Genomic DNA, 18,618 nt, shown 5'->3' on the forward strand with positions numbered 1-18,618 from the left:
ACTCGAATGCATTTCACCGACATCTTCATCAAGCGTCCCGTGCTCGCCACGGTGGTCAGCCTGGTGATCCTGCTGCTGGGCCTGCGCGCCGCGTTCAATCTCACCGTGCGCGAATATCCGTTTCTGCAGAACGCGCAGATCCAGGTCTCGGTCGCGTATCCGGGCGCCGATCCGGCGCTCGTAGAAGGCTTCGTCACCACGCCGCTGGAGCGCGAGATCGCCTCGGCTTCGGGCATCGACTACCTGACCTCGAGCACGCAGCAGAGCATGGCGACGATCACCGCCAACCTGCGCATGGACAAGAATCCGAACGAGGCGATGACCGAGATTTCGGCCAAGGTCAACAAGCTGCGCAACCAGCTGCCCGAAGGCTCGGAAGACCCGATCATCCAGATCGCCGAAGGCGGCGGAACCGCGGCGATGTACCTGTCGTTCTATTCGAAGACGCTCGACAAAAGCCAGATCACCGATTATCTCGAGCGCATCGTGCAGCCGCAGCTGGTATCGATTCCGGGCATCGAAACGGCGGCGATCCAGGGCCAGCGCATCTTCGCGATGCGCGTCTGGCTCAAGGCCGACCGGCTCACCGCATACAACCTCACGGCCAGCGAGGTCTATTCGCGCCTGCGCGCGCAGAACGTGCTGTCGGCGGTCGGCGAGACCAAGGGCAATTACGTCAAGATCGGCTTGTCCGCGCAGACCGATCTGCGCACGCCCGAAGAATTCCGCCAGATGATCGTCAAGGCCGACGGCGATACCATCGTGCGCCTCGGCGACATCGCAGACGTCGTGCTCGGCTCGGAAACCTACGAAGGCGGCGCCGGTTGGAACGGCTCGCCCGCGCTGTTCGTTGCGATCAACATTCGTCCGGATGCCAACGTGCTCGACGTCGCCGATGCGGTCAACGCGATGTGGCCGGGCATCGTCGCCGCGCTGCCGGAGGGCCTCGAAGCGGTGATCGGTTACGACTCCACCGACTACATCCGCGACGCGATCAGCGAAGTGATCAAGACGCTCGTCGAGGCGGTGGTCATCGTCATCGTGGTGATCTTCCTGTTCCTCGGCTCGATTCGGAACTCGATGATTCCGGCGATCACGGTGCCGCTGTCGCTGGTCGGCGCGCTGTTCATCATGCTGGTGATGGGCTTCACCATCAATCTGCTCACCTTGCTCGCGATGGTGCTCGCGATCGGCATGGTGGTCGACGACGCCATCATCGTGATGGAGAACGTCCACCGGCACATCGAAGAAGGCCTGAGTCCGTTCGACGCCTCGATCAAAGGCGGTCGCGAACTGCTCGGCCCGGTGATCGCGATGACGATCACGCTGATGGCGGTGTATGCGCCGATCGGCTTTTTGAGCGGCATCACCGGCAAGCTGTTCACCGAATTCGCGTTCACGCTGGCCGGCGCGGTGCTGATCTCGGGCATCATCGCGCTGACCTTGACGCCGATGATGTGCGCCAAGCTGCTCAAGCCCACGCACGGCGAAGGCGCCAAGCCGAACAAGCTCGCCGATTATCTCGACGCCAAGTTCGAAGGCTGGCGCCAGGGTTACAAGAAGCGCCTGCACGGTGCGCTCGACACCCGCTTCGTGATCCTGGTGTTCGGCCTCATCGTGTTCGTCTCCTGCGGTTTCCTGTTCATGGCGACGCCGTCCGAACTCGCGCCGGAAGAAGATCCGGGCTTCGCGATGGCCATCGTCGAGAACGACGGCTATGCGACCGAGGAGTACCAGGAGCAGTACTTCCAGCCGATCCAGAAGATCGCGCTCGCGCATCCGGAAATGGACCGCATCTTCACGTTCACGCTGACCACGAGCCAGGGGTTCATGGGCCTGATCACCAAGCCCTGGACCGAGCGCAAGGTGTCGACGCAGTCGGTGCTGCAGGAGCTCAAGCCCAAGATGGACGAGATCGCGGGTACGCGCGTGGCCACCATCGTGCCGCCGCCGCTGCCGACGCCGGGCCAGGGCTATCCGGTGGAATTCGTGCTCAAGTCCACGGCCGATGCGCAGACGATGTCGCGCGTCGGCGACGAAGTGATCGGCCGTGCGATGGCGAGCAAGAAATTCTTCTACGTGGCGCCGATGCTGCGTATCGATCGCGCCGAAGCGGTGGTCGAGATCGATCGTGAGAAAGCGGCGCTGATGGGCGTCGACATGAGCCAGCTCAGCGCCGACCTGTCCGCGCTGCTCGCGGGCGGCGAGGTCAACCGCTTCTCGTACCAGAACCGCTCGTACAAGGTGATCCAGCAGATCCAGCGTAGCGGCCGCCTGAACCCGGATCAGCTCGAAGGCTATTACACGCGCGCGGCCACCGGCGAACTCGTGCCGATCTCCACGCTCGTCAAGCTCAGTTCGCGCGTGATGCCGCGCTCGATCGAGCATGCGCAGCAGCTCAATTCGAATACCATCATCGCGGTGCCGCGCCCGGACGTGACGCAGGGGCAGGCACTGGATTTGCTGGCGAGCATTGCGAAAGAGGTGATGCCGGCCAACTTCCAGATCGACTACGCGGGTGCTTCGCGCCAGTTCAAGCAGGAAGGCTCCGCGCTGCTGGCCACTTTCGCGTTCGCCTTGATCATGATCTACCTCGTGCTCGCCGCGCAGTTCGAATCGTTCCGCGATCCGCTGATCATGCTGGTGACGGTGCCGATGTCGATCTGCGGGGCGCTGATCTGCATCAACGTGCTCGCGCTGACCAACGGCATGCAGCTCACGCATTTCCCGGGCATGACGCTGAACATCTACACGCAGGTCGGTCTGATCACGCTGATCGGCGTGATCTCCAAGCACGGCATCCTGATCGTGGAATTCGCCAACAAGCTGCAGGAGCAGGGTTATTCGCGGCGCGAGGCGATCGAGGAAGCGTCGTCGATCCGTCTGCGTCCGGTGCTCATGACCACGGCCGCGCTCGTCATCGCGATGGTGCCGCTGCTGATGTCGAGCGGCCCGGGCACCGCGGCGCGTTTCTCGATGGGCCTGGTGATCGCCTCGGGCATGACGATCGGCACGCTGTTCACGCTCTACGTGGTACCGGCGATGTACCTGTACCTGGCGCGTGATCACTCGAAAGCGCAGCCGGTGGCGCAAGCCAGCGTGAACCCTCAGGCGTGATCGAGGCTTTGCGCAGAAGCGCCGATCACCCCCTTGATCCAGCGAAACCGTAGCGGCGCTGCGCGAGTCTCATGCGCGGCTTCGTGCACCGGTGTCGGAAGGGTTGAGGCCAAGGCCTTCATGAACTCGTCGCAGTGTAATCTTCGCGAAAACGAAACCAGGAGAGCGCGCTGTGAGCCCAGCTTCGAGCCATTTGCCCGGCAATCCCTTGCTCGCCGGTGTGCGCGTCGTCGATGTGTCGAGGCTGCTGCCCGGCCCGTATTGCTCGCTGATGCTGGCCCAGCTCGGGGCCGAGGTCATCAAGGTCGAAGAGCCGCAGGGTGGTGACTACGCGCGCGCCCTCGACGCGGACATGTTCGAGCTCGTCAACCGCGGCAAGCGCTCGATCGCGCTCGACCTGCGCAAGGCCGAGGACGTCGATGCCTTCGCGCGCCTGGTGGCGACGGCCGACGTGGTGCTCGAATCGTTTCGTCCGGGTGTGATGGACAAGCTCGGCTGCGGCTACGAAACGCTCAAGGCGATCAATCCGCGGCTCGTCTACGCGGCGCTCACGGGCTATGGCCAGGACGGGCCGTATCGCGATCGCGCCGGTCACGACATCAACTATCTCGGCTACGCCGGTGTGCTCGACCAGATCGGCGAAGCCGGCACCGCGCCATCGTTGTCGAACGTGCAGATCGCCGATCTGGCCGGCGGTGCGCTGCACTGCGCGATCGGCATCCTCGCGGCGCTGATCGGGGCGCGAGCTTCCGGGCAGGGCAGCTTCGTCGACGCGTCGATGCTCGACGGCTCGCTCGCGCTCAACGTCTTCGCGATGGGCGCGCTGCGCCGCGGCGCGGTGGCTCCGCGTGGAGAGGACATGCTGACCGGCGGCGAGCCCTGGTACCGCGTCTATGCCTGCGCGGACGAAGGCCACGTGGCGCTCGGCGCGCTGGAGCCCAAGTTCCGCGCCGCGTTCTGCGCTGCCGTGCAGCGGCCCGATCTGGCCGCCTTGCAGGGCTCGGCCCTGCGTGAGGCGCTGACGCAGCTGTTCACCTCACGCACGCGCGCGCAGTGGCGCGCTCAGCTCGAAGGCGTCGACGCTTGCGCCTCGGTCGTGCTGAGGCTCGACGAAGCCATCGCCGATCCGCAGGTTCAGGCACGCCGACTCATCGAAGACCTGGGCGGCAAGCCTGCGGTCGGCAGCGGCCTGCGCTTCGGTCGCGACCCCTTGCCCGCGCTCGGAGCGGCGCCCGTACTCGGCGAAGCCACTGCGGAGCTGCTCGCGTCCCTGCGGTCCGCGCTGCCCGAACGCGGGGCGAATGGAGCGGGCGCGGAGGTGGATGCGGGTTCCGCCGGCAAAAAATAAGGGGCGGAATCAATCCGCCCCCAGGGGGATGGTCACGCGCGGGTCGGAACGTAACCAGGGGAGAGTCGGTGCGGGACGCAATCCATGCAGCGTGCCAGCTGCGGCCGCGTAGCTAAGTGATTGTTGAAACTCGCATGTTTCGAACACGGCGCGCTGCCGGGCCGTGCACCTCGCCGGTTCGTCGACATACCTGCCGCAAAATGCATGTCGTCCGCAAATGAACGCCATGGCTTGTGACAGCCGCGGTACAGCCGGATCGTGCAGAATGCTGGGAATGGAGATTCCCGGCCGCATGGCGGCAGGCGATCCAAGACGAATGGAAACGAACGAGGCGGAGGGACCGCCCACCCGCAAGGAAGGCGGGACGTCCTACAAAGCGCCGCGCTGTCGAGCGGCCCAACCCGAAAGAGAATCAGGGCAATGAGTGCAGAGTCCGTAGGGGCCAATATTCTGCTGGTGGACGACGACGGGTCGATCCTTCGCCTGTTCCGCCGCTGTCTGGAAGCCGATGGACACCGTGTGAGCACCGCGCGTTCGGCTACCGAGGCCGAAGCCGCGCTGGGCCGCAACGTGTTCGACGTCTGCGTGCTCGACCTCGATATCGGCGGTGATTCGGGCCTGGAGCTGCTGCCCAGGCTGCGCGAATGGGCGCCGTGGATGCGCGTGATCATGGCCACCGCGACCGACGACGTCGGCACCGCGCTGTCGGCGATTCGCATCGGGGCGGCGGATTATCTCGTCAAGCCCTGCGATCCGAGCCAGTTGTCGCACGCGGTGGCGCAGCAGGTCGAGGCACGCCGGCTCGAGCAGCGTGTGCTTGCGCTCGAAGGCGAGCGCGGGCGCCGCAACGAAATCGATCTGACCACCTCCAATCCCGCGCTGTCGGCCACGCTCGACATGGCGCGCCGCGTCGCCGACACCGACGCGACCCTGCTCGTGCTCGGTGAAAGCGGAACCGGCAAGACCGTGCTCGCACGCGCCGTGCACGAGATGAGCCCGCGCCGCAATGCGGCCTTCGCCACGGTGAGCTGCCCTTCGCTGTCGGCCGATCTGCTCGCGAGCGAGCTGTTTGGTCACGTGCGTGGAGCCTTCACGGGCGCTACCGACAATCGCCAGGGACGCGTGCAGATCGCCGAAGGCGGTACCTTGTTCCTCGACGAGATCGGCGATCTGCCGATGGCGATGCAGCCCAAGCTGCTGCGTTTCCTGCAGGATCGCGAGTACGAGCGCGTGGGCGACCCGAACACGCGCATGGCCAACGTGCGCGTCATCGCCGCGACCAACCAGGATCTCAAGCGCATGGTCGCCGAGGGCAGGTTCCGCGAAGACCTCTACTACCGGCTCAACGTCGTGAGCCTGACCTTGCCGGCCCTGCGCGAACGTCGTGAAGACGTGCTCGCGATCGCCGAGCAGATCCTGCTGCAGCTTGCGGTTCGCTATGACCGCCCGGCGCGTCGGTTCACCAGGGAAGCGGCTTCGCTGCTGTCCCTGCATCCCTGGCCCGGCAATCTGCGCGAGTTGCGCAATGCCGTCGAGCGTGCGGTCATCATTTGCGAATCGGAGGCGATCACGCCCGAGCATCTGCCTTTCGGGCGCAGCTCGCCCTCGCCCGGACAGGCGCTGCGCGCGGGTGACCCGGTGTCGCTCGAGGAGCTCGAGCGCGCCCATATCGAGGCCATCGTCGCCGGCACCACCTCGCTCGAAGCGGCTGCCAAGCTGCTCAAGATCGACAGTTCCACGCTCTATCGCAAGCGCAAGGCTTTCGACGGTGCGGGCGTGAGCTAAAAGCTCGTAACGCAGCAATGAAAAGAGCCGCTAGCTGCGGCTCTTTTCATTGCTGCGGCACCACGCTCAGTGATGCGATCTGCGAGTTCCGGCTTCCGCTGCGCCCGGGGTCGGAGTCGCCGGAACCGATAGCTCTGCCGGTGTTTCCGCGAGCGGCTCCGCGCGCTTGGCGCGGCTCACCCGCTTCGGAGCGGCTACCGGCTCTGGCGGCAGATAACCGAGCCGGCGCAACACCGGCGTCAGCAGAATGCCGACGGAGACGACGGCGGCGGTGGTCTTGGTGAATGTCCATAAATTCATGTCTTGGATACTCCTTGAGATGAATCCAGCGGTGGATTGAATGCGCGTGTGGCGGAATTCGCCGAGCGTGCGGCGGTAGCCTGCAAGGCCAGGAACTCGCGGCTAGACGATGAAGCCTGGAAACCTTTCCAGAGGCGCCAGATATCGAGTCCGGCGCCGATCAGGACGAGTGGCTTGACCTTCTTTCCGCGAAACAGCGCACCCGCGATGCCGATCACGGTGACCGCCGCGACCGCGTACGGCAGCAAGGGCCTGAGCTTTCGAACTGCCGCATCGGCGCGATTGACCGTTCGCAGCGGTCCGCCGAGCGCTTGCGCGGCCGCGGTCAGTTCGTCGCGCCCATGATCGAAGCGTGCGTCGAATTGACTCGGATCGTGAGTTCGATCGTGCCCGTTCGCGATCGGATGTCCTTCGTGCGAGGCATTCGGATCGACGTGTTTTTCTACCATGCCTTCCTCCAGTTTCGCCTGCGCCAGCCTTGCCATGGCGCTTAGTGCAGTCGCGACAAAGTCTCCGCGGGTTCGAGCTGACGTTCCCGCTCGGCCGCAACCGCCACTTCGGGCAGCGGCGAGCCGACGTCTTCGCCGTTTCGCGGCTCGGTTGCTTCGGACTTGCGCTGGCCGGCGATGCGTTCGAGTGCCTCGCGGTCCTTCTCGAACTGTTCGATGCTGCGCGCGAACGGCTGTTCGCTGCGTGCGAGCAACGCTTGTACCTTCGTCCACGACCAGTATGTGATGCCCGCCGTCAGCAGCACCATGGCGCCGGCCGCATACAGGCGCCAGGCTGTGTCCCAGAACGCAAGGATGACGAACGCGGCGGTCAGCTGGTACAGAGTCAAAGCGGCGACCGCGAACAAGGCCCAGCGCCACAGCAGTTCGAGGATGTGCGAGCGCTCCTGCTTCCATTCGTGCTGGAACAGAGCCAGATGCGAACGCGCGTGCCGAAGTGCGGCTTCGATGAACACATGCAGCCGCTCGCCGATGCTCGGCCGATCGCCGCTCATATCGAACCTCCTTCGCTTACGCTGCGCGCTTATTTTTCGCTGCTGCGGCCGATGTTGCTGATGAAGCCGATCGCGAGTGCGGCGAGCACTACGATGGCGGCGGTCTGCCAGGGCTTCTCACGTGCATAGACGATGGCGGCATCGGCTGCGACCTTGCCGCGTTCAATTGCCGCATCGCGCAACGGAATCGCCTGCGACTTGACCTGTTGCAGGCTGTCCGTCAGCTTCCGGCGGGCCAGATCGACCGTTTCACCCGAGAGCGTGGTCGTCGCCTGCAGCAGCTCCTCCGCATGGCTGACGAGCGCCTGAAAATCCTTGCCCAGATGCTCGCGAGCGCTGGCGATATCGCTGGTGGCGGACAATTGCTGGTTCTTCATGGGACTCTCCTTGTCGTTGAAGCGCATGCGGCTCATGCGTAAGTGAATCGAAAACTGCATCAGCGTTTTCAGACGCTTGACCGCAGTCTGGTCATGTGACCTTGCTCTACGCTGACACCGCCGCAGCCATCATGCGTGCATCCGTCGACTCGAGATCGCAGGCACGTCCGTTGCGCGTGAATTCACGATGTCCAGGCCAGATGCAGGCGCCAAGGAGACGCAGTCGTGACGGAGCATGCCCTTCAATGCTGGATTTCATCGCGCAAAGCGAATGATGCGCCGAGCGCATTCATGCAGGCTGCGACCATGGAGCTCACTGCATGACCGAATGGGCAAGGGCATCGGCCTCCAGCGATGAAGCGTTCGAATCCGATCCATGGAAAGCATTCAAGGCGACACGGTACGTCAGCGAATCGATCGCGGCGCCTTTGTCGGCGGAAGACGCATCCGCCCAAAGCATGACGGAGGCGAGCCCGGTCAAATGGCATCTCGCGCATACGAGCTGGTTCTTCGAAGTCTTCGTGCTGATCCCTGCATGCGCGGGTTACCGGACTTTCGACGAGCGCTTTTCGCAGCTGTTCAATTCCTACTACCAGACGCTCGGAGTTCCGTTCGAACGGCATGCCCGCGGTCTGCTGACGAGGCCTTCGTTGAGCGAGGTGCTCGCCTATCGGCAGCATGTGAACCAGGGCATCGAGAACGCGCTGTGCAACGATCGCCTGTCGGCGGCGCTCATGAAGATCGTCGAACTCGGAGTTCATCACGAGCAGCAGCATCAGGAACTCATGCTCACCGACATCCAGCATCTGTTCTTCCAGAATCCGCTCAAGCCGGCCTACCGCGACACGCGTCTGAGCCGGGGCAGGGCGGAGCCGCTGCGCTGGCGCGATTTCGCCGGTGGCATTCACGGCATGGGCCACGCGCATCAGGGCTTCTGCTTCGACAACGAAACACCCGCGCACAGCGTGCTGTTGCGTGATTTCAGTCTCGCGAGCCGGCCGGTCAGCAATCTCGAGTATCGCCAATTCATCGACGACGGCGGCTATCGCGATGCGCGGTTGTGGCTTGCCGACGGCTGGTCATGCATCCTGCAGCTAAGCTGGAGCAAGCCGCTCTACTGGTCCGATGACCTCCAAACCGAATTCACCTTGCATGGGGAGCAGGCGATCGACCCCGATCGGCCCGTCGTGCATCTGAGCTTTTTCGAAGCCGACGCCTACGCACGCTGGGCAGGCGCGCGCCTGCCGACCGAATTCGAGTGGGAGCGCGCTGCGCAGCTGAGCTGCGAGGGCACCCCGCAACTCGCGTTTTCCGCACGCAACGAGCTGCACCCCGACAACGTGCATCGCGAGGCGTTTTCGGCCTACGACGAGGTGTGGACCTGGACGGCGAGCCCCTACGTGGCGTACCCGGGATTCGCCGCGTCGGCCGATGCGGTCGGTGAGTACAACGGCAAGTTCATGTGCAACCAGTGGGTTCTGCGCGGAGGCTCTGTCGCGACGCCGGCGGATCATGTGCGCTCGAGCTACCGCAATTTCTTTCCGGCCGACGCACGCTGGCAGTTCAGCGGCCTGCGACTGGCGCGGAGCTGATGGCAAAGCGCCAGGGCGTGCCGTTGAAGCCGCGCACACCGAAGGCGCCATGACAGGAGAATGTAATGGCTCACAACTCGACGACGGCGTCTAAGGCCGTTCATGCGGATCCGGCGCTGCTCGAAATCCGGGCGGGGCTCAGCCAGCCGCAGAAGGCTTTATCGCCCAAGTGGTTCTACGACGAGCTCGGATCGCAGTTGTTCGAGCGCATCTGCGAGCAGCCCGAGTACTACATCCCGGCGACCGAGCGCTCGATGCTGCAGGATCACGCGGCTGCCCTGAGTGCTTTCTGCGGACCGCGCTGCGTCATCATCGAACCCGGCGCGGGCTCGGCCGAGAAGTCCGCGATCCTGCTCGGCGCGCTCGATGAGCCTGCGGCGTACGTGCCGATCGAGATTTCGCCCACCGCGCTGCAGGCTTGCAGGCAACGCATCGCGGAACGGTTTCCGCAGCTCACGATCATGCCGCTGGTCGGTGATTTCACCGAGGAGGTGTCACTGCCCAGGATCGAGAACCTGCAATGGCGCCGCCGCGTGCTGTTCCTGCCGGGCTCGACGATCGGCAATTTCGAACCCGACTCGGTGCGCCGGCTGCTCGCGATGTGGAAGCGCATGGCCGGCGTGCATGGCGGCCTCATCATCGGCGTGGACTTGCGCAAGCCGCGCGAGATTCTCGAAGCTGCCTACGACGATGCGGCCGGCGTCACGGCCGAGTTCAACCTCAACCTGCTGCGCCGTCTCAACCGCGAATTCGGAGCCGACTTCAAGCTCGAGGCGTTTCGCCATCGCGCGGTGTTCAACGAGGCGCTTGGACGCATCGAAATGCACCTCGTGAGCCTGCAGCAGCAACGCGTGCACATCGGCGGAGCCAGCTTCATGTTCGCCCGGGGCGAAACCATCCACACGGAGAATTCATACAAGTACCGCCCGGGCGACTTCGCCGAGCTGGCCCTGTCCGCAGGCTGGAGGCGCAACGAACTGTGGATCGACGCGCAGGACCGCTTCAGCATCCACTGCTTCGATGCGATCCGCTGAGGCGGTCACTGCATCGATGGCGGGACGGGTTTTGCAAAAGACAAAAGCCCGGCCGCATCGCGACCGGGCGGTCCATCGACAGGCTGCTCTGGGCTAGGCCGGGTCAGCGCTTGCCGCCCGTCTCGGCCGGCTTTTCGCCGGGCCCACGATGCTTGCCGGGGCGCGCCTGCGTGCCAGCATGTCCGGGCGGATCGCTGGCCGGGAACGAATCGTAAGAGGCTTCGTCCACACGATCGCGCGTATCGATACTGTCGACCGCCGGTTTTTCCTGCGCGGTCTTCTTGCGTTGATGATCCTGGTGGCTCATATCGTCCTCCTGCGGGCGGTGCCTGAAAGTGCAGGGCATTGGGCGCCGTGCTGGCTGAACCTATGCTGGTTTGTCGCGGATCACCCCTGAACGACAGGACGCAAGCGAATGACCGATGAGGCCTCGATTCCTCCCGCCTTGCTCGAGGCGTTGCGCGCGGCCCGCCGCATCTGCGTGTTCACGGGCGCGGGCATGTCGGCCGAGAGTGGGGTGCCGACGTTTCGCGATGCGCTGACCGGCTTGTGGGAGCGCTTCGATGCCGAACGCCTGGCCACGCCCGAAGCCTTCCATCGCGATCCGGCGCTGGTCTGGGGCTGGTACGAATGGAGGCGCATGAAGATGCGCCTCGCGCAGCCGCATGCGGGACATCGCGCGCTCGCCGCGCTCGAGCGTCGGCTGTCCGCGCTGACCGTGATTACGCAGAACGTCGATGATCTGCACGAGCGCGCGGGCAGTACGCGCGTGCTGCATCTGCACGGCGAGCTCGAAGCGACACGCTGCGTGCGCTGCGCAGCCCCGTTCGAATTGCCGGCCGCGGTTCCGCAGGAACCCGAAGGCGGGCGACGCATCGAGCCTCCGCGTTGCGCGAGCTGCGGCGACCGCGTGCGCCCGGGCGTGGTCTGGTTCGGCGAAGGCCTGCCGATGTCGGTCCTGCAGCAGGCACACGAGGCGGCCGCGGCCTGCGACATGTGGATCACCGTCGGTACCTCGGGCCTCGTCTATCCGGCCGCGGAACTGCCGCTCGTCGCCGCGCGTGCCGGGGCGAGGCTCGTGCAGATCAATCCGCTGCCGACTCCGCTCGATGCGCACTACGACCATGTGCTCGGCGCAACCGCGGCCCGGTGCCTGCCGGCGTTGTTCGCGCAAGCGCGCGATTGAGCGAGCCTTCAGCCTCGGCGCTCATAATCGCGCGCATGGATCATCACACAGGACTTCCACCGCGCCAGGCGCCGGCGCGCGGCATGCTCGTGCCGCTGATCGTCGCCTGCGCCCTGTTCATGGAGAACCTGGACTCGACGATCATCGCCACCGCGCTGCCGGCGATCGCGCAGTCGATGAACGAGGATCCGCTGCATCTGTCGATGGCGGTCACTTCGTACCTGCTGAGCCTGGCGATCTTCATTCCGCTGTCGGGCTGGATGGCCGATCGCTACGGCGCGCGGCGCGTGTTCCGCAACGCGATCCTGATCTTCGTGCTCGGCTCGATCGCATGCGCGCTCTCGCAGAGCATCGGCCAGTTGGTCAGCGCGCGCATGCTGCAAGGACTCGGTGGGGCGATGATGGTGCCGGTCGGTCGACTCGTGCTGCTGCGCGAAGTCGACAAGGCCAATCTGGTCGGCGCGATGTCCTATCTGACGATCCCCGCGCTGATGGCCCCGATTCTCGGCCCTCCGCTCGGCGGGCTCATCGTCACCTTCGCGTCGTGGCGGCTGATCTTCCTGATCAACGTGCCGATCGGTGTGCTCGGCTGGTGGCTCGTGAGCCGCTACATTCGCGAAGTGCGCGAGGAGCATCAGCCGCCGCTCGATCTCGCCGGATGGATGATCCTCGGCGCCGGCCTGGCCGGCATGATTTTCGGCTTCGAGAATCTCGGCAAGCACGTGCTCTCGCCGGGCATCGCGCCGGCGATCCTGCTCGGCGGCATCGCGCTGCTCGGGCTCTATGCCTGGCATGCGCGGCACGAGCATTCGCCGATCCTCAAGCTCTCGCTGATGCGGGTCGCGACCTTTCGCGTCTCGGTCACCGGAGGCTCGCTGTTCCGCATCGGCGTCGGTGCGTTTTCGGTGCTGCTGCCGATGATGCTGCAGCTCGGTTTCGGCCTGTCGGCCCTGCAATCGGGCTCGATCACGTTCGCGAGCGCGGTCGGTGGGCTGCTCATGAAGACGATCGCGCAAAGGCTCACGCGCCGCTTCGGCTTTCGCGATCTGCTGATCCGCAACACCATCATCTGCGGCTGCGCGCTGGTGCTCTGCGGCTGGCTACGGCCGAGCCTGCCGTACGCGCTCATGATCGGCTTCCTCGTGCTGACGGGCTTCTTTCGCTCGCTGCAGTTCACCTGCGTCAACGCCATGGCCTTCGCGGACATCGACGAGGACGACATGAGCCAGGCGACGAGTTTCTCGAGCACCGCGCAGCAGCTTGCTTTGAGCATCGGCGTCGGCATCGGCGTGCAGGTGCTCAACATCAGCATGGCGCTGCGCCGCGACACGGCGCTCGACGACATCGATTTCATCATCGCGTTTTTCGTGGTGGGCCTGATCTCGCTGTCGTCGCTGCTGAGTTTCAGGCGCCTGGCGCCCGGTGCGGGCAGCAGCGTGAGCGGGCACCGGCTCGCGCTCGCAAACGAATCGCCACCGACTGCCGCGCATTGACGTTTGCGCCCGTACGCTCTCAATCCATCCCGCATTCAGTGAGCAAGGCCTATGTTGATCATCCAATCCGCCCGGCCTAGAGGTGGATACGACGAGAGACCCCTCCATGAGCACTCACTGCGCTGCCTGCCGTTCGCTGATCGCCCAGCCGCGAGCCGCTGCGATTCCCTACTTTCTCGAACCCATCGTGTTCCCGAACCTGCATCGCGGCCCGCGACGCTTCTACGCCTGCATGGCTTGCGCGCAGCAATGGGAATTCGATGTCGCCCGGCAGCGGTGGACGAGCGCGGATTACTCGAAGCCCGAGCAGCCGCAACGCTCGCCGGGGATTTCGATCGCCGCCTGATCGCGTAGCGACGCTTGTCCCAGCGCGCCGTCGCTAGAAGCGACTGCGCGATTGGTCGATGCATTGGTCCCGGGCGAACCGGACGCCGGTCGCCAAGGCATCTTCGTAGCTGTAGAACGACGAGCTTGGGCGATCCGGAGGCTGCGGTTCGTGACGCCCGTCCGCGAACTCCACAGTCCAGATCCACTTGCCGCCGATGATCTTGCCGATCTTCACGGCGAAGCCCTCTTCGTCGAATGGGACGGTCTGCCAGGCGATGCGCGGTCGGTTCTGAGGCATGGCGATCGGTTGCGGAATGGCGTTCGCGGGAGCGTGGTCGGTTCCGACCGAAGCTGAGATGAAGCGAGACGGCGCACCGCCCGGGGCCGATCGGCCACGGGCTCGCGTATCCTCGAAGCCGGTTAGCGAGCGAGGACGAGGCATGGCGATCAGCGACGACGACTGGCAGGAACTCGAGCAGATGGTCGAGGACTTTCAGCCCGGCCTGTATCAGCACTACAAGGGCCAGCAGTACCTCGCCTTGTGCTTGGCCCGCGACGACGAAACCGAAGACGTACTCGTGGTCTACACGCGGCTTTACGCGCGGCCCGGCCTGCCGACGAGCGTACGTCGCCTGCAGGTCTGGAACGAGGAGGTCGAAGTCGACGGCCAGCGGGTTCCGCGCTTCACCTATGTAGGCCACGTGACCGACGAGGTCGATAGCCGCGGCCAGCCGCAGCAGGCGCGCGGTGGCCGCGGATTCTTCGGCTGGGTCAAGGACAACCTCTGAAGCGCGCAGGCGCGAGGCTCAGGCCACCAGATCGGCTGCGATCGCCGCGAGTGCCTGGCGCGCGTCTTCCGGCGACAGCCGCGCCTGCAGGCCGCGCTGTCCGCCATTGATGTAGACGTAGGGCTCGGCCAGTGCACTGCGTTCGATCGCGGTCGGCAGCCGCTTGCGCTGGCCGAAAGGACTTACGCCGCCGACCTTGTAGCCGCTGATCCGCTCGGCGTCGGGCACCGGCATCATGCTCGCGCTCTTGCCGCCGAAGGTCGCGGCGACCTTCTTCATGCTGAGCTCGCGGTCCGACTGCAGGATCACGCAGACCGGCTTGCCGTCGACGAGCGCCATGAGCGTCTTGAGCACGCGCGCGGGCGGCTCGCCGAGCGCCTCTGCGGCCTGCAGGCCGACGCGCGGGCTGTTGGGATCGTAGTCGTAGCTGCGGGTTTCGAAGGCGACGCCGTTGTTGGCGAGCCAGAGCGTCGCCGGTGTGCCCTTCGACATCAGGGCCGGCTGCCGCGCGCGAACCAGACGCCCGAGGCCTGCGCGATCAGCTGATCGCCCGAGCGCACTTCGCAGCGCACGAACGAGAGCTTGCGCCCGCTCTTGGGCAGCACCACGACGATGTCGAGCCAATCGCCTTCGCGAGTCGGGCCGACGAAGTCGATGTTCAGCGAAGCGGTGAGGAAATCGGCCGGTACCGGCGCCAGCTGATGCACGCTCGAGCCCATGGTGATGTCGAGCAGCGCGGCCAGCGCTCCGCCATGCAGGATCGAAAGCTGGTTCAGGTGCTGGCGCTGGACCTGCCAGCGATAACCCATGCCCTCGACGTCCGGGCGGTGATAGACCGGGCCCAGTAACTGGTGGAAGGGATTGCCGTCGTCGGCCAGCAGCTCGTAATCGTCGTTCATCGTGAGGTGAAATGGGAAAGGAGCCCTGAGGCCCGTCTGTTCGCCGCCATTCTATGCACGTTCACGTGCTTGAATGGAATCGGAATACACCACCGCGCCAGCGATGAAAGTCGCCCTCACGAGTTCGCGGCGCAGATCGGTGCGGGCGCGGGTCCAGCCGCGGTCGAGCAGGCAGAGATCGGCGACGCGGCCGAGCTCGATGCGCCGGCGCTCGTGCAGGGCTTCCGGGTCGCGCAGATAGCAGTCCAGCGCCTGCTCGGGCGTCAGCGCCTCGTCGGCGCCGATCAGATGGCCGCTGCGCGTGCGGCGCGAAACCGCGGCGCTCATCGAGGCCCAGGCGTCCCAATGCCCGAAAGCCGAATCGCTGCCGGCCGCGAGCGTCACCCCGGCGCTCAGGAACGAGCGCAGCCGGTATAGCTGCGGCAGCTCGGCGGCGTCCATCGCCTGGCGATACTCGTCGCCGCGCTCGGACACGAAGTGCGGCTGGCTGACGACGGCCAGGCCCAGGCGCGCGATCTCGTCGACGAAGGCGTCGGAGGCGACCGAGGCGTGTTCGATGCGGTCGCCCTTGCGAGCTCCGGCCTCGTCGATCGCGGCGATCGCGTAGGCGAGCTCGACTTCGGTCGCGCAGTGGATCGCGATCGGCCGGCCCTGCTCGTGCGCGAGCCGGATCAGCGCGGCGGCCTCGTCGAGCGGAGCGAAATCGGCCTCGTGCAGATGCAGCTTCACCGCGCCGAGCCGGATGCCGGGCGCAAGGGCGAGCCCGGCGAGCTCGGGCAGGCCCGCGAGCAGCAGGCGCTGAGGCAGGGCGCCGCAGGCCCGCTGGGCCGCGAAATGCGCGGCCATGAAGGCATCGTTGCGCGGCGACATGTCGGTGACGCCGGTCACGCCGACGGCGGCGAGTTCGCGGCCGACGCGCGCGAGCGCGGGCGGCTCGCTGCGCAAGGCCTGCTTGAGCCAGGCATCGGAATCGAACAGCCGGCCCGTATAGCGGCCGTCGATGCGTTCGAGCCCCGGCGGCGCCGGCGCAGCCGACAGCAGCCGCTCGAGCGCCATCGAATTGAAGAACCACATGCGGCCCGAGCGATGCTGGATGCGCAGCGGGCGCTCGCGCACGATCGCATCGAGCGTCGCCGCGTCGAGCAGGCCGCAGAGGCTTTCGTGATAGCCGGTGCCGCGCAGCCAGCCGCTGCCGGGCGCTTGCCGCAGGCATTGCGTGAAGCCCTGCGCGTCCACGACTTCGGGCGGGCCGCAGCGCAGCGATTCGAACGAGGCCGCGAGCGCCATCAGGTGCAGGTGGTGATCGTGCAGGCCCGGAATCAGCAGGCCGCCGTTCGCATCGATGCACGGCTCGCTTTCGTCGTGATCGAGCTTGCCGATTGCGGCGATGCGCCCATCGCGCAGGCGCAGGTCGGCGATCGTGCCGTCTTCGAGTTCGGCGTTGCGGATCAGCATGCGAGGCTTGCGTAGCGCGAGGTGTCGCGGCCGAATTCGGCGGCCGCCGCGAACGCGCGGATGCGCGTGCGCGCGAACGGCTCGCCGACCGCCGCGCTCCAGGCGCGCAGATCGTCGGCGAGCGCCTGGGGCGCGGCCCGGCGCGCGCTCCCGAGCGCATGCGCGGCGACACCGCTCATTGCCAGCGACTGGCGCCCGCCGCGGCGCGAGCGCCAGGCTTCGAAGGCGAGCATCGCGGCGTAGATGCCGGTCAAGGGATCGGCGATCGCATCGCCGACGAAGCCGATGCTGCCGCTTGCATCTTCGAGCGCCGCCGAAAGCCCGGCCGCGACGCCGCAATCGTCGCCGAAGCCGATCCAGTTCGCGGTCTCGCCGGTCGCGCCGTGGCCGGTGATCGAAATCCAGTTCAGCCCCGGTACTTCGGCGACGAAGCGCTCCGCGTCGATGCCGAGCTGGCGCAGTGCGCGGGGGCGCGCGGCCTCGATGACGATGTCGGCGCTCTCGATCAGGCCATGCAAGGCCCGCAGCTGCGCCGCATCGGCGAAATCGAGCACGACGCTGGCCTTGCCCTGATTGAGCAGGGAGAAGAAATCCGGCGCGCCGCCGCGCATCGCGTCGGGCCTGCGCAGGCTCTCGACCTTGATGACTTCGGCGCCTGCGAGCCACAGCAGATGGCCGCACAAGGGCCCGGCCCAGAGCGCGGACAGATCGACGACGCGCGGCGGCCTGCCATCGTCACGTATCGCCGGCAGGCCGTCGCGCAGGCGAACGCTCGGTTCGGCATCGTCGGGCTCCGCGGCATGCACGGCCGAAATCGCGAGCCCGAGCAGGCGACCGCGTTCGACCAGGCTCGCGGCGCGGCTTTGCGCGATGAGCCCGGCGATCGCCGCATCGTCGCCGGCATCGACGTCGTCGCGTTCGAACAGGGCGGGCAGCAGCTCGCAGTCCGTCGCCCGGCTCAGGCTCAGCGCGATGGCGTCGTCGGCGGCGTCGAACAGCTCGCAATTGGCCGATGCGGCGATGCGCCCCGGAACGCGGTAGCCGGCCAGCGTCGCGCGTTCGCCGAGCAATGTCGGTCCATCTAGCGACTGCAGCGCGGGCGCCCCGCTGAGACGGGCCAGACGGCGAAGCCAGGCATCGGCGATGTCCGCGAGCGGGATGGCGGGAGAAGTCATGAGCGCGATTGTCCGCAAAAAACGTGGGGACCACGAGCCATTCGGTTTGCGTCGCCGCAGGGCTGCCGCCCTGCGGCGCTCGGCTACGTGCGCGCGACGCAGGACGTTTCTAGACGTCCCTGGCGCCCATGCCGCGAAAAACCGTCGCCATCAGTCGTTTCGCGCGCGCTTCGCCGGCCTGGGTCGGCGGTATTTTCCAGAGCGAACTCATCAGCATGACGAAGTCCTCGGGGTCGGCGTCGGGCGCGAGCTCGCCAGCGCTCTTGCAGGCGTCCATGAGCTGGCCCAGGGCCAGCAGCAGCTTCTGGTAGTTGGCCTGGAAATCCTGGCCGGCCATCGCCACGTGCAAGGTATCGGCGACGCCGTGCTTCATGCGCCCGAAGCGGGCGAGCCGGTCGCACCACAGCCGGAAGGCCGCCAGCGGCGGGTGCTTGGCGAGCAGCGACGGAGCGAGCGCGACCAGGGCATCGATCTCCTTTCGGTACACGCTCAGAACCAGGGATTCACGGTTCGGAAAATGCCGATACAGCGTGCCGGCACCGACGCCGGCCGACTTGGCGATCGAGTTGAGCGAGGCTTGCGGATCGGCGGACAGCGCATCGCGCGCGACATCGAGAATGCGGTCTCGATTGGCTTTTGCGTCAGCACGCAGATTGTCGTCGCTCATGGTGTCCTTGACCAACCGGAGAGTTCTCCGGTACGGTGGTTGCGTAAACGGAGAATTTTCCGTTTTTTAGCC

General features: G+C 66.1%; 20 protein-coding genes. 9 read left to right on the forward strand and 11 right to left on the reverse strand.

Translation table 11 applies throughout. From position 1 onward, the window contains the following. Window positions 1-6: 6 nt before the first annotated feature. The 3 genes from AC3WUM_RS04010 to AC3WUM_RS04020 all read left to right on the forward strand — a co-directional run bounded on the left by AC3WUM_RS04010 (window position 7) and on the right by AC3WUM_RS04020 (window position 6,250). A complete protein-coding gene (locus AC3WUM_RS04010) occupies window positions 7-3,117 on the forward strand; it encodes an efflux RND transporter permease subunit (RefSeq protein WP_492408830.1) in 3,111 nt (1,036 codons plus the stop codon). Between the two features lie 172 nt (window positions 3,118-3,289). Further along, entirely contained in the window at window positions 3,290-4,465 is a 1,176-nt protein-coding gene (locus AC3WUM_RS04015) for a CaiB/BaiF CoA transferase family protein (protein WP_492408831.1), read from the forward strand. Between the two features lie 420 nt (window positions 4,466-4,885). Continuing rightward, window positions 4,886-6,250 carry a sigma-54-dependent transcriptional regulator gene (locus AC3WUM_RS04020; RefSeq protein ID WP_492408832.1) on the forward strand — a complete coding sequence of 455 codons (1,365 nt, stop codon included), beginning with the start codon at window positions 4,886-4,888 and terminating at the stop codon, window positions 6,248-6,250. A 66-nt stretch (window positions 6,251-6,316) separates the two neighbouring features. Here the strand turns inward: AC3WUM_RS04020 and AC3WUM_RS04025 are convergent, their stop codons facing one another. From AC3WUM_RS04025 to AC3WUM_RS04040, 4 genes are read right to left on the reverse strand one after another with little or no spacing between them, the layout of a single operon-like run. After that, window positions 6,317-6,550: a hypothetical protein gene (locus tag AC3WUM_RS04025; RefSeq protein ID WP_492408833.1), complete on the reverse strand. Its 234-nt coding sequence runs from the start codon at window positions 6,548-6,550 to the stop codon at window positions 6,317-6,319. Continuing rightward, window positions 6,547-6,999: a hypothetical protein gene (locus AC3WUM_RS04030; RefSeq protein ID WP_492408834.1), complete on the reverse strand. Its 453-nt coding sequence runs from the start codon at window positions 6,997-6,999 to the stop codon at window positions 6,547-6,549. The genes AC3WUM_RS04025 and AC3WUM_RS04030 overlap by 4 nt, the downstream gene beginning before the upstream one ends. Window positions 7,000-7,040: 41 nt before the next feature. After that, complete coding sequence (locus AC3WUM_RS04035; protein WP_492408835.1) at window positions 7,041-7,553, reverse strand: phage holin family protein; 513 nt, start codon at window positions 7,551-7,553, stop codon at window positions 7,041-7,043. Window positions 7,554-7,582: 29 nt separating this feature from the next. Continuing rightward, a complete protein-coding gene (locus tag AC3WUM_RS04040) occupies window positions 7,583-7,930 on the reverse strand; it encodes an ElaB/YgaM/YqjD family protein (protein WP_492408837.1) in 348 nt (115 codons plus the stop codon). A 320-nt stretch (window positions 7,931-8,250) separates the two neighbouring features. Here AC3WUM_RS04040 and egtB point away from each other — a divergent pair, with 320 nt between their 5' ends. Both egtB and egtD read left to right on the forward strand, forming a co-directional pair. After that, window positions 8,251-9,522 carry an ergothioneine biosynthesis protein EgtB gene (gene egtB / locus AC3WUM_RS04045; RefSeq protein ID WP_492408838.1) on the forward strand — a complete coding sequence of 424 codons (1,272 nt, stop codon included), beginning with the start codon at window positions 8,251-8,253 and terminating at the stop codon, window positions 9,520-9,522. Between the two features lie 65 nt (window positions 9,523-9,587). Further along, window positions 9,588-10,556 (forward strand): L-histidine N(alpha)-methyltransferase, encoded by a 969-nt coding sequence (gene egtD, locus AC3WUM_RS04050; protein ID WP_492408839.1) that lies wholly within the window; start codon window positions 9,588-9,590, stop codon window positions 10,554-10,556. Between the two features lie 103 nt (window positions 10,557-10,659). On the opposite strand, the gene AC3WUM_RS04055 is transcribed toward egtD, so the two are convergent. Beyond that, window positions 10,660-10,863, reverse strand: a complete 204-nt coding sequence (locus AC3WUM_RS04055; protein WP_492408841.1) for a hypothetical protein — start codon at window positions 10,861-10,863, stop codon at window positions 10,660-10,662. A gap of 108 nt (window positions 10,864-10,971) precedes the next feature. Between AC3WUM_RS04055 and AC3WUM_RS04060 the strand changes: the two genes are divergently transcribed. The 3 genes from AC3WUM_RS04060 to AC3WUM_RS04070 all read left to right on the forward strand — a co-directional run bounded on the left by AC3WUM_RS04060 (window position 10,972) and on the right by AC3WUM_RS04070 (window position 13,581). Continuing rightward, window positions 10,972-11,742 (forward strand): SIR2 family NAD-dependent protein deacylase, encoded by a 771-nt coding sequence (locus tag AC3WUM_RS04060; protein WP_492408842.1) that lies wholly within the window; start codon window positions 10,972-10,974, stop codon window positions 11,740-11,742. Window positions 11,743-11,777: 35 nt separating this feature from the next. Further along, entirely contained in the window at window positions 11,778-13,235 is a 1,458-nt protein-coding gene (locus tag AC3WUM_RS04065; RefSeq protein WP_492408843.1) for an MFS transporter, read from the forward strand. A 106-nt stretch (window positions 13,236-13,341) separates the two neighbouring features. Beyond that, window positions 13,342-13,581, forward strand: a complete 240-nt coding sequence (locus tag AC3WUM_RS04070) for a hypothetical protein (RefSeq protein ID WP_492408844.1) — start codon at window positions 13,342-13,344, stop codon at window positions 13,579-13,581. A gap of 33 nt (window positions 13,582-13,614) precedes the next feature. On the opposite strand, the gene AC3WUM_RS04075 is transcribed toward AC3WUM_RS04070, so the two are convergent. Next, window positions 13,615-13,860 carry a hypothetical protein gene (locus AC3WUM_RS04075; protein ID WP_492408845.1) on the reverse strand — a complete coding sequence of 82 codons (246 nt, stop codon included), beginning with the start codon at window positions 13,858-13,860 and terminating at the stop codon, window positions 13,615-13,617. 142 nt (window positions 13,861-14,002) lie between these two features. Between AC3WUM_RS04075 and AC3WUM_RS04080 the strand changes: the two genes are divergently transcribed. Next, entirely contained in the window at window positions 14,003-14,350 is a 348-nt protein-coding gene (locus tag AC3WUM_RS04080; protein WP_492408846.1) for a DUF1653 domain-containing protein, read from the forward strand. Window positions 14,351-14,368: 18 nt separating this feature from the next. Here AC3WUM_RS04080 and ybaK read toward each other — a convergent pair whose 3' ends face one another. From ybaK to AC3WUM_RS04105, 5 genes are all read right to left on the reverse strand, one after another. After that, on the reverse strand, window positions 14,369-14,842 hold the full coding sequence (gene ybaK / locus AC3WUM_RS04085; protein WP_492408848.1) for a Cys-tRNA(Pro) deacylase: 474 nt from the start codon (window positions 14,840-14,842) through the stop codon (window positions 14,369-14,371). Then, entirely contained in the window at window positions 14,842-15,249 is a 408-nt protein-coding gene (locus tag AC3WUM_RS04090) for a PaaI family thioesterase (protein WP_492408850.1), read from the reverse strand. Before AC3WUM_RS04090 ends, ybaK begins: the two co-directional genes overlap by 1 nt. A gap of 51 nt (window positions 15,250-15,300) precedes the next feature. Then, window positions 15,301-16,704 carry an amidohydrolase family protein gene (locus AC3WUM_RS04095; RefSeq protein ID WP_492408851.1) on the reverse strand — a complete coding sequence of 468 codons (1,404 nt, stop codon included), beginning with the start codon at window positions 16,702-16,704 and terminating at the stop codon, window positions 15,301-15,303. Beyond that, on the reverse strand, window positions 16,698-17,879 hold the full coding sequence (locus AC3WUM_RS04100) for a CoA transferase (RefSeq protein ID WP_492408852.1): 1,182 nt from the start codon (window positions 17,877-17,879) through the stop codon (window positions 16,698-16,700). The genes AC3WUM_RS04095 and AC3WUM_RS04100 overlap by 7 nt, the downstream gene beginning before the upstream one ends. 109 nt (window positions 17,880-17,988) lie before the next feature. After that, window positions 17,989-18,546, reverse strand: a complete 558-nt coding sequence (locus tag AC3WUM_RS04105; RefSeq protein ID WP_492408854.1) for a TetR/AcrR family transcriptional regulator — start codon at window positions 18,544-18,546, stop codon at window positions 17,989-17,991. Window positions 18,547-18,618 lie beyond the last annotated feature (72 nt).

The organism is Hydrocarboniphaga sp. FW305-C-57, from assembly GCF_058783045.1.

Excerpts from the sequence above, each read along its gene's own strand:
- AC3WUM_RS04030 (WP_492408834.1), bottom strand. The coding sequence starts at position 6,999 with ATGGTAGAAAAACACGTCGATCCGAATGCCTCGCACGAAGGACATCCG.
- AC3WUM_RS04090 (WP_492408850.1), bottom strand. The coding sequence starts at position 15,249 with ATGAACGACGATTACGAGCTGCTGGCCGACGACGGCAATCCCTTCCAC.
- AC3WUM_RS04075 (WP_492408845.1), bottom strand. The coding sequence starts at position 13,860 with ATGCCTCAGAACCGACCGCGCATCGCCTGGCAGACCGTCCCATTCGAC.
- AC3WUM_RS04010 (WP_492408830.1), top strand. The coding sequence starts at position 7 with ATGCATTTCACCGACATCTTCATCAAGCGTCCCGTGCTCGCCACGGTG.
- AC3WUM_RS04105 (WP_492408854.1), bottom strand. The coding sequence starts at position 18,546 with ATGAGCGACGACAATCTGCGTGCTGACGCAAAAGCCAATCGAGACCGC.
- AC3WUM_RS04080 (WP_492408846.1), top strand. The coding sequence starts at position 14,003 with ATGGCGATCAGCGACGACGACTGGCAGGAACTCGAGCAGATGGTCGAG.
- AC3WUM_RS04095 (WP_492408851.1), bottom strand. The coding sequence starts at position 16,704 with ATGCTGATCCGCAACGCCGAACTCGAAGACGGCACGATCGCCGACCTG.
- AC3WUM_RS04020 (WP_492408832.1), top strand. The coding sequence starts at position 4,886 with ATGAGTGCAGAGTCCGTAGGGGCCAATATTCTGCTGGTGGACGACGAC.
- AC3WUM_RS04070 (WP_492408844.1), top strand. The coding sequence starts at position 13,342 with ATGAGCACTCACTGCGCTGCCTGCCGTTCGCTGATCGCCCAGCCGCGA.
- AC3WUM_RS04035 (WP_492408835.1), bottom strand. The coding sequence starts at position 7,553 with ATGAGCGGCGATCGGCCGAGCATCGGCGAGCGGCTGCATGTGTTCATC.
- egtD (WP_492408839.1), top strand. The coding sequence starts at position 9,588 with ATGGCTCACAACTCGACGACGGCGTCTAAGGCCGTTCATGCGGATCCG.
- AC3WUM_RS04065 (WP_492408843.1), top strand. The coding sequence starts at position 11,778 with ATGGATCATCACACAGGACTTCCACCGCGCCAGGCGCCGGCGCGCGGC.
- AC3WUM_RS04060 (WP_492408842.1), top strand. The coding sequence starts at position 10,972 with ATGACCGATGAGGCCTCGATTCCTCCCGCCTTGCTCGAGGCGTTGCGC.
- ybaK (WP_492408848.1), bottom strand. The coding sequence starts at position 14,842 with ATGTCGAAGGGCACACCGGCGACGCTCTGGCTCGCCAACAACGGCGTC.
- AC3WUM_RS04040 (WP_492408837.1), bottom strand. The coding sequence starts at position 7,930 with ATGAAGAACCAGCAATTGTCCGCCACCAGCGATATCGCCAGCGCTCGC.
- AC3WUM_RS04055 (WP_492408841.1), bottom strand. The coding sequence starts at position 10,863 with ATGAGCCACCAGGATCATCAACGCAAGAAGACCGCGCAGGAAAAACCG.
- egtB (WP_492408838.1), top strand. The coding sequence starts at position 8,251 with ATGACCGAATGGGCAAGGGCATCGGCCTCCAGCGATGAAGCGTTCGAA.
- AC3WUM_RS04025 (WP_492408833.1), bottom strand. The coding sequence starts at position 6,550 with ATGAATTTATGGACATTCACCAAGACCACCGCCGCCGTCGTCTCCGTC.
- AC3WUM_RS04100 (WP_492408852.1), bottom strand. The coding sequence starts at position 17,879 with ATGACTTCTCCCGCCATCCCGCTCGCGGACATCGCCGATGCCTGGCTT.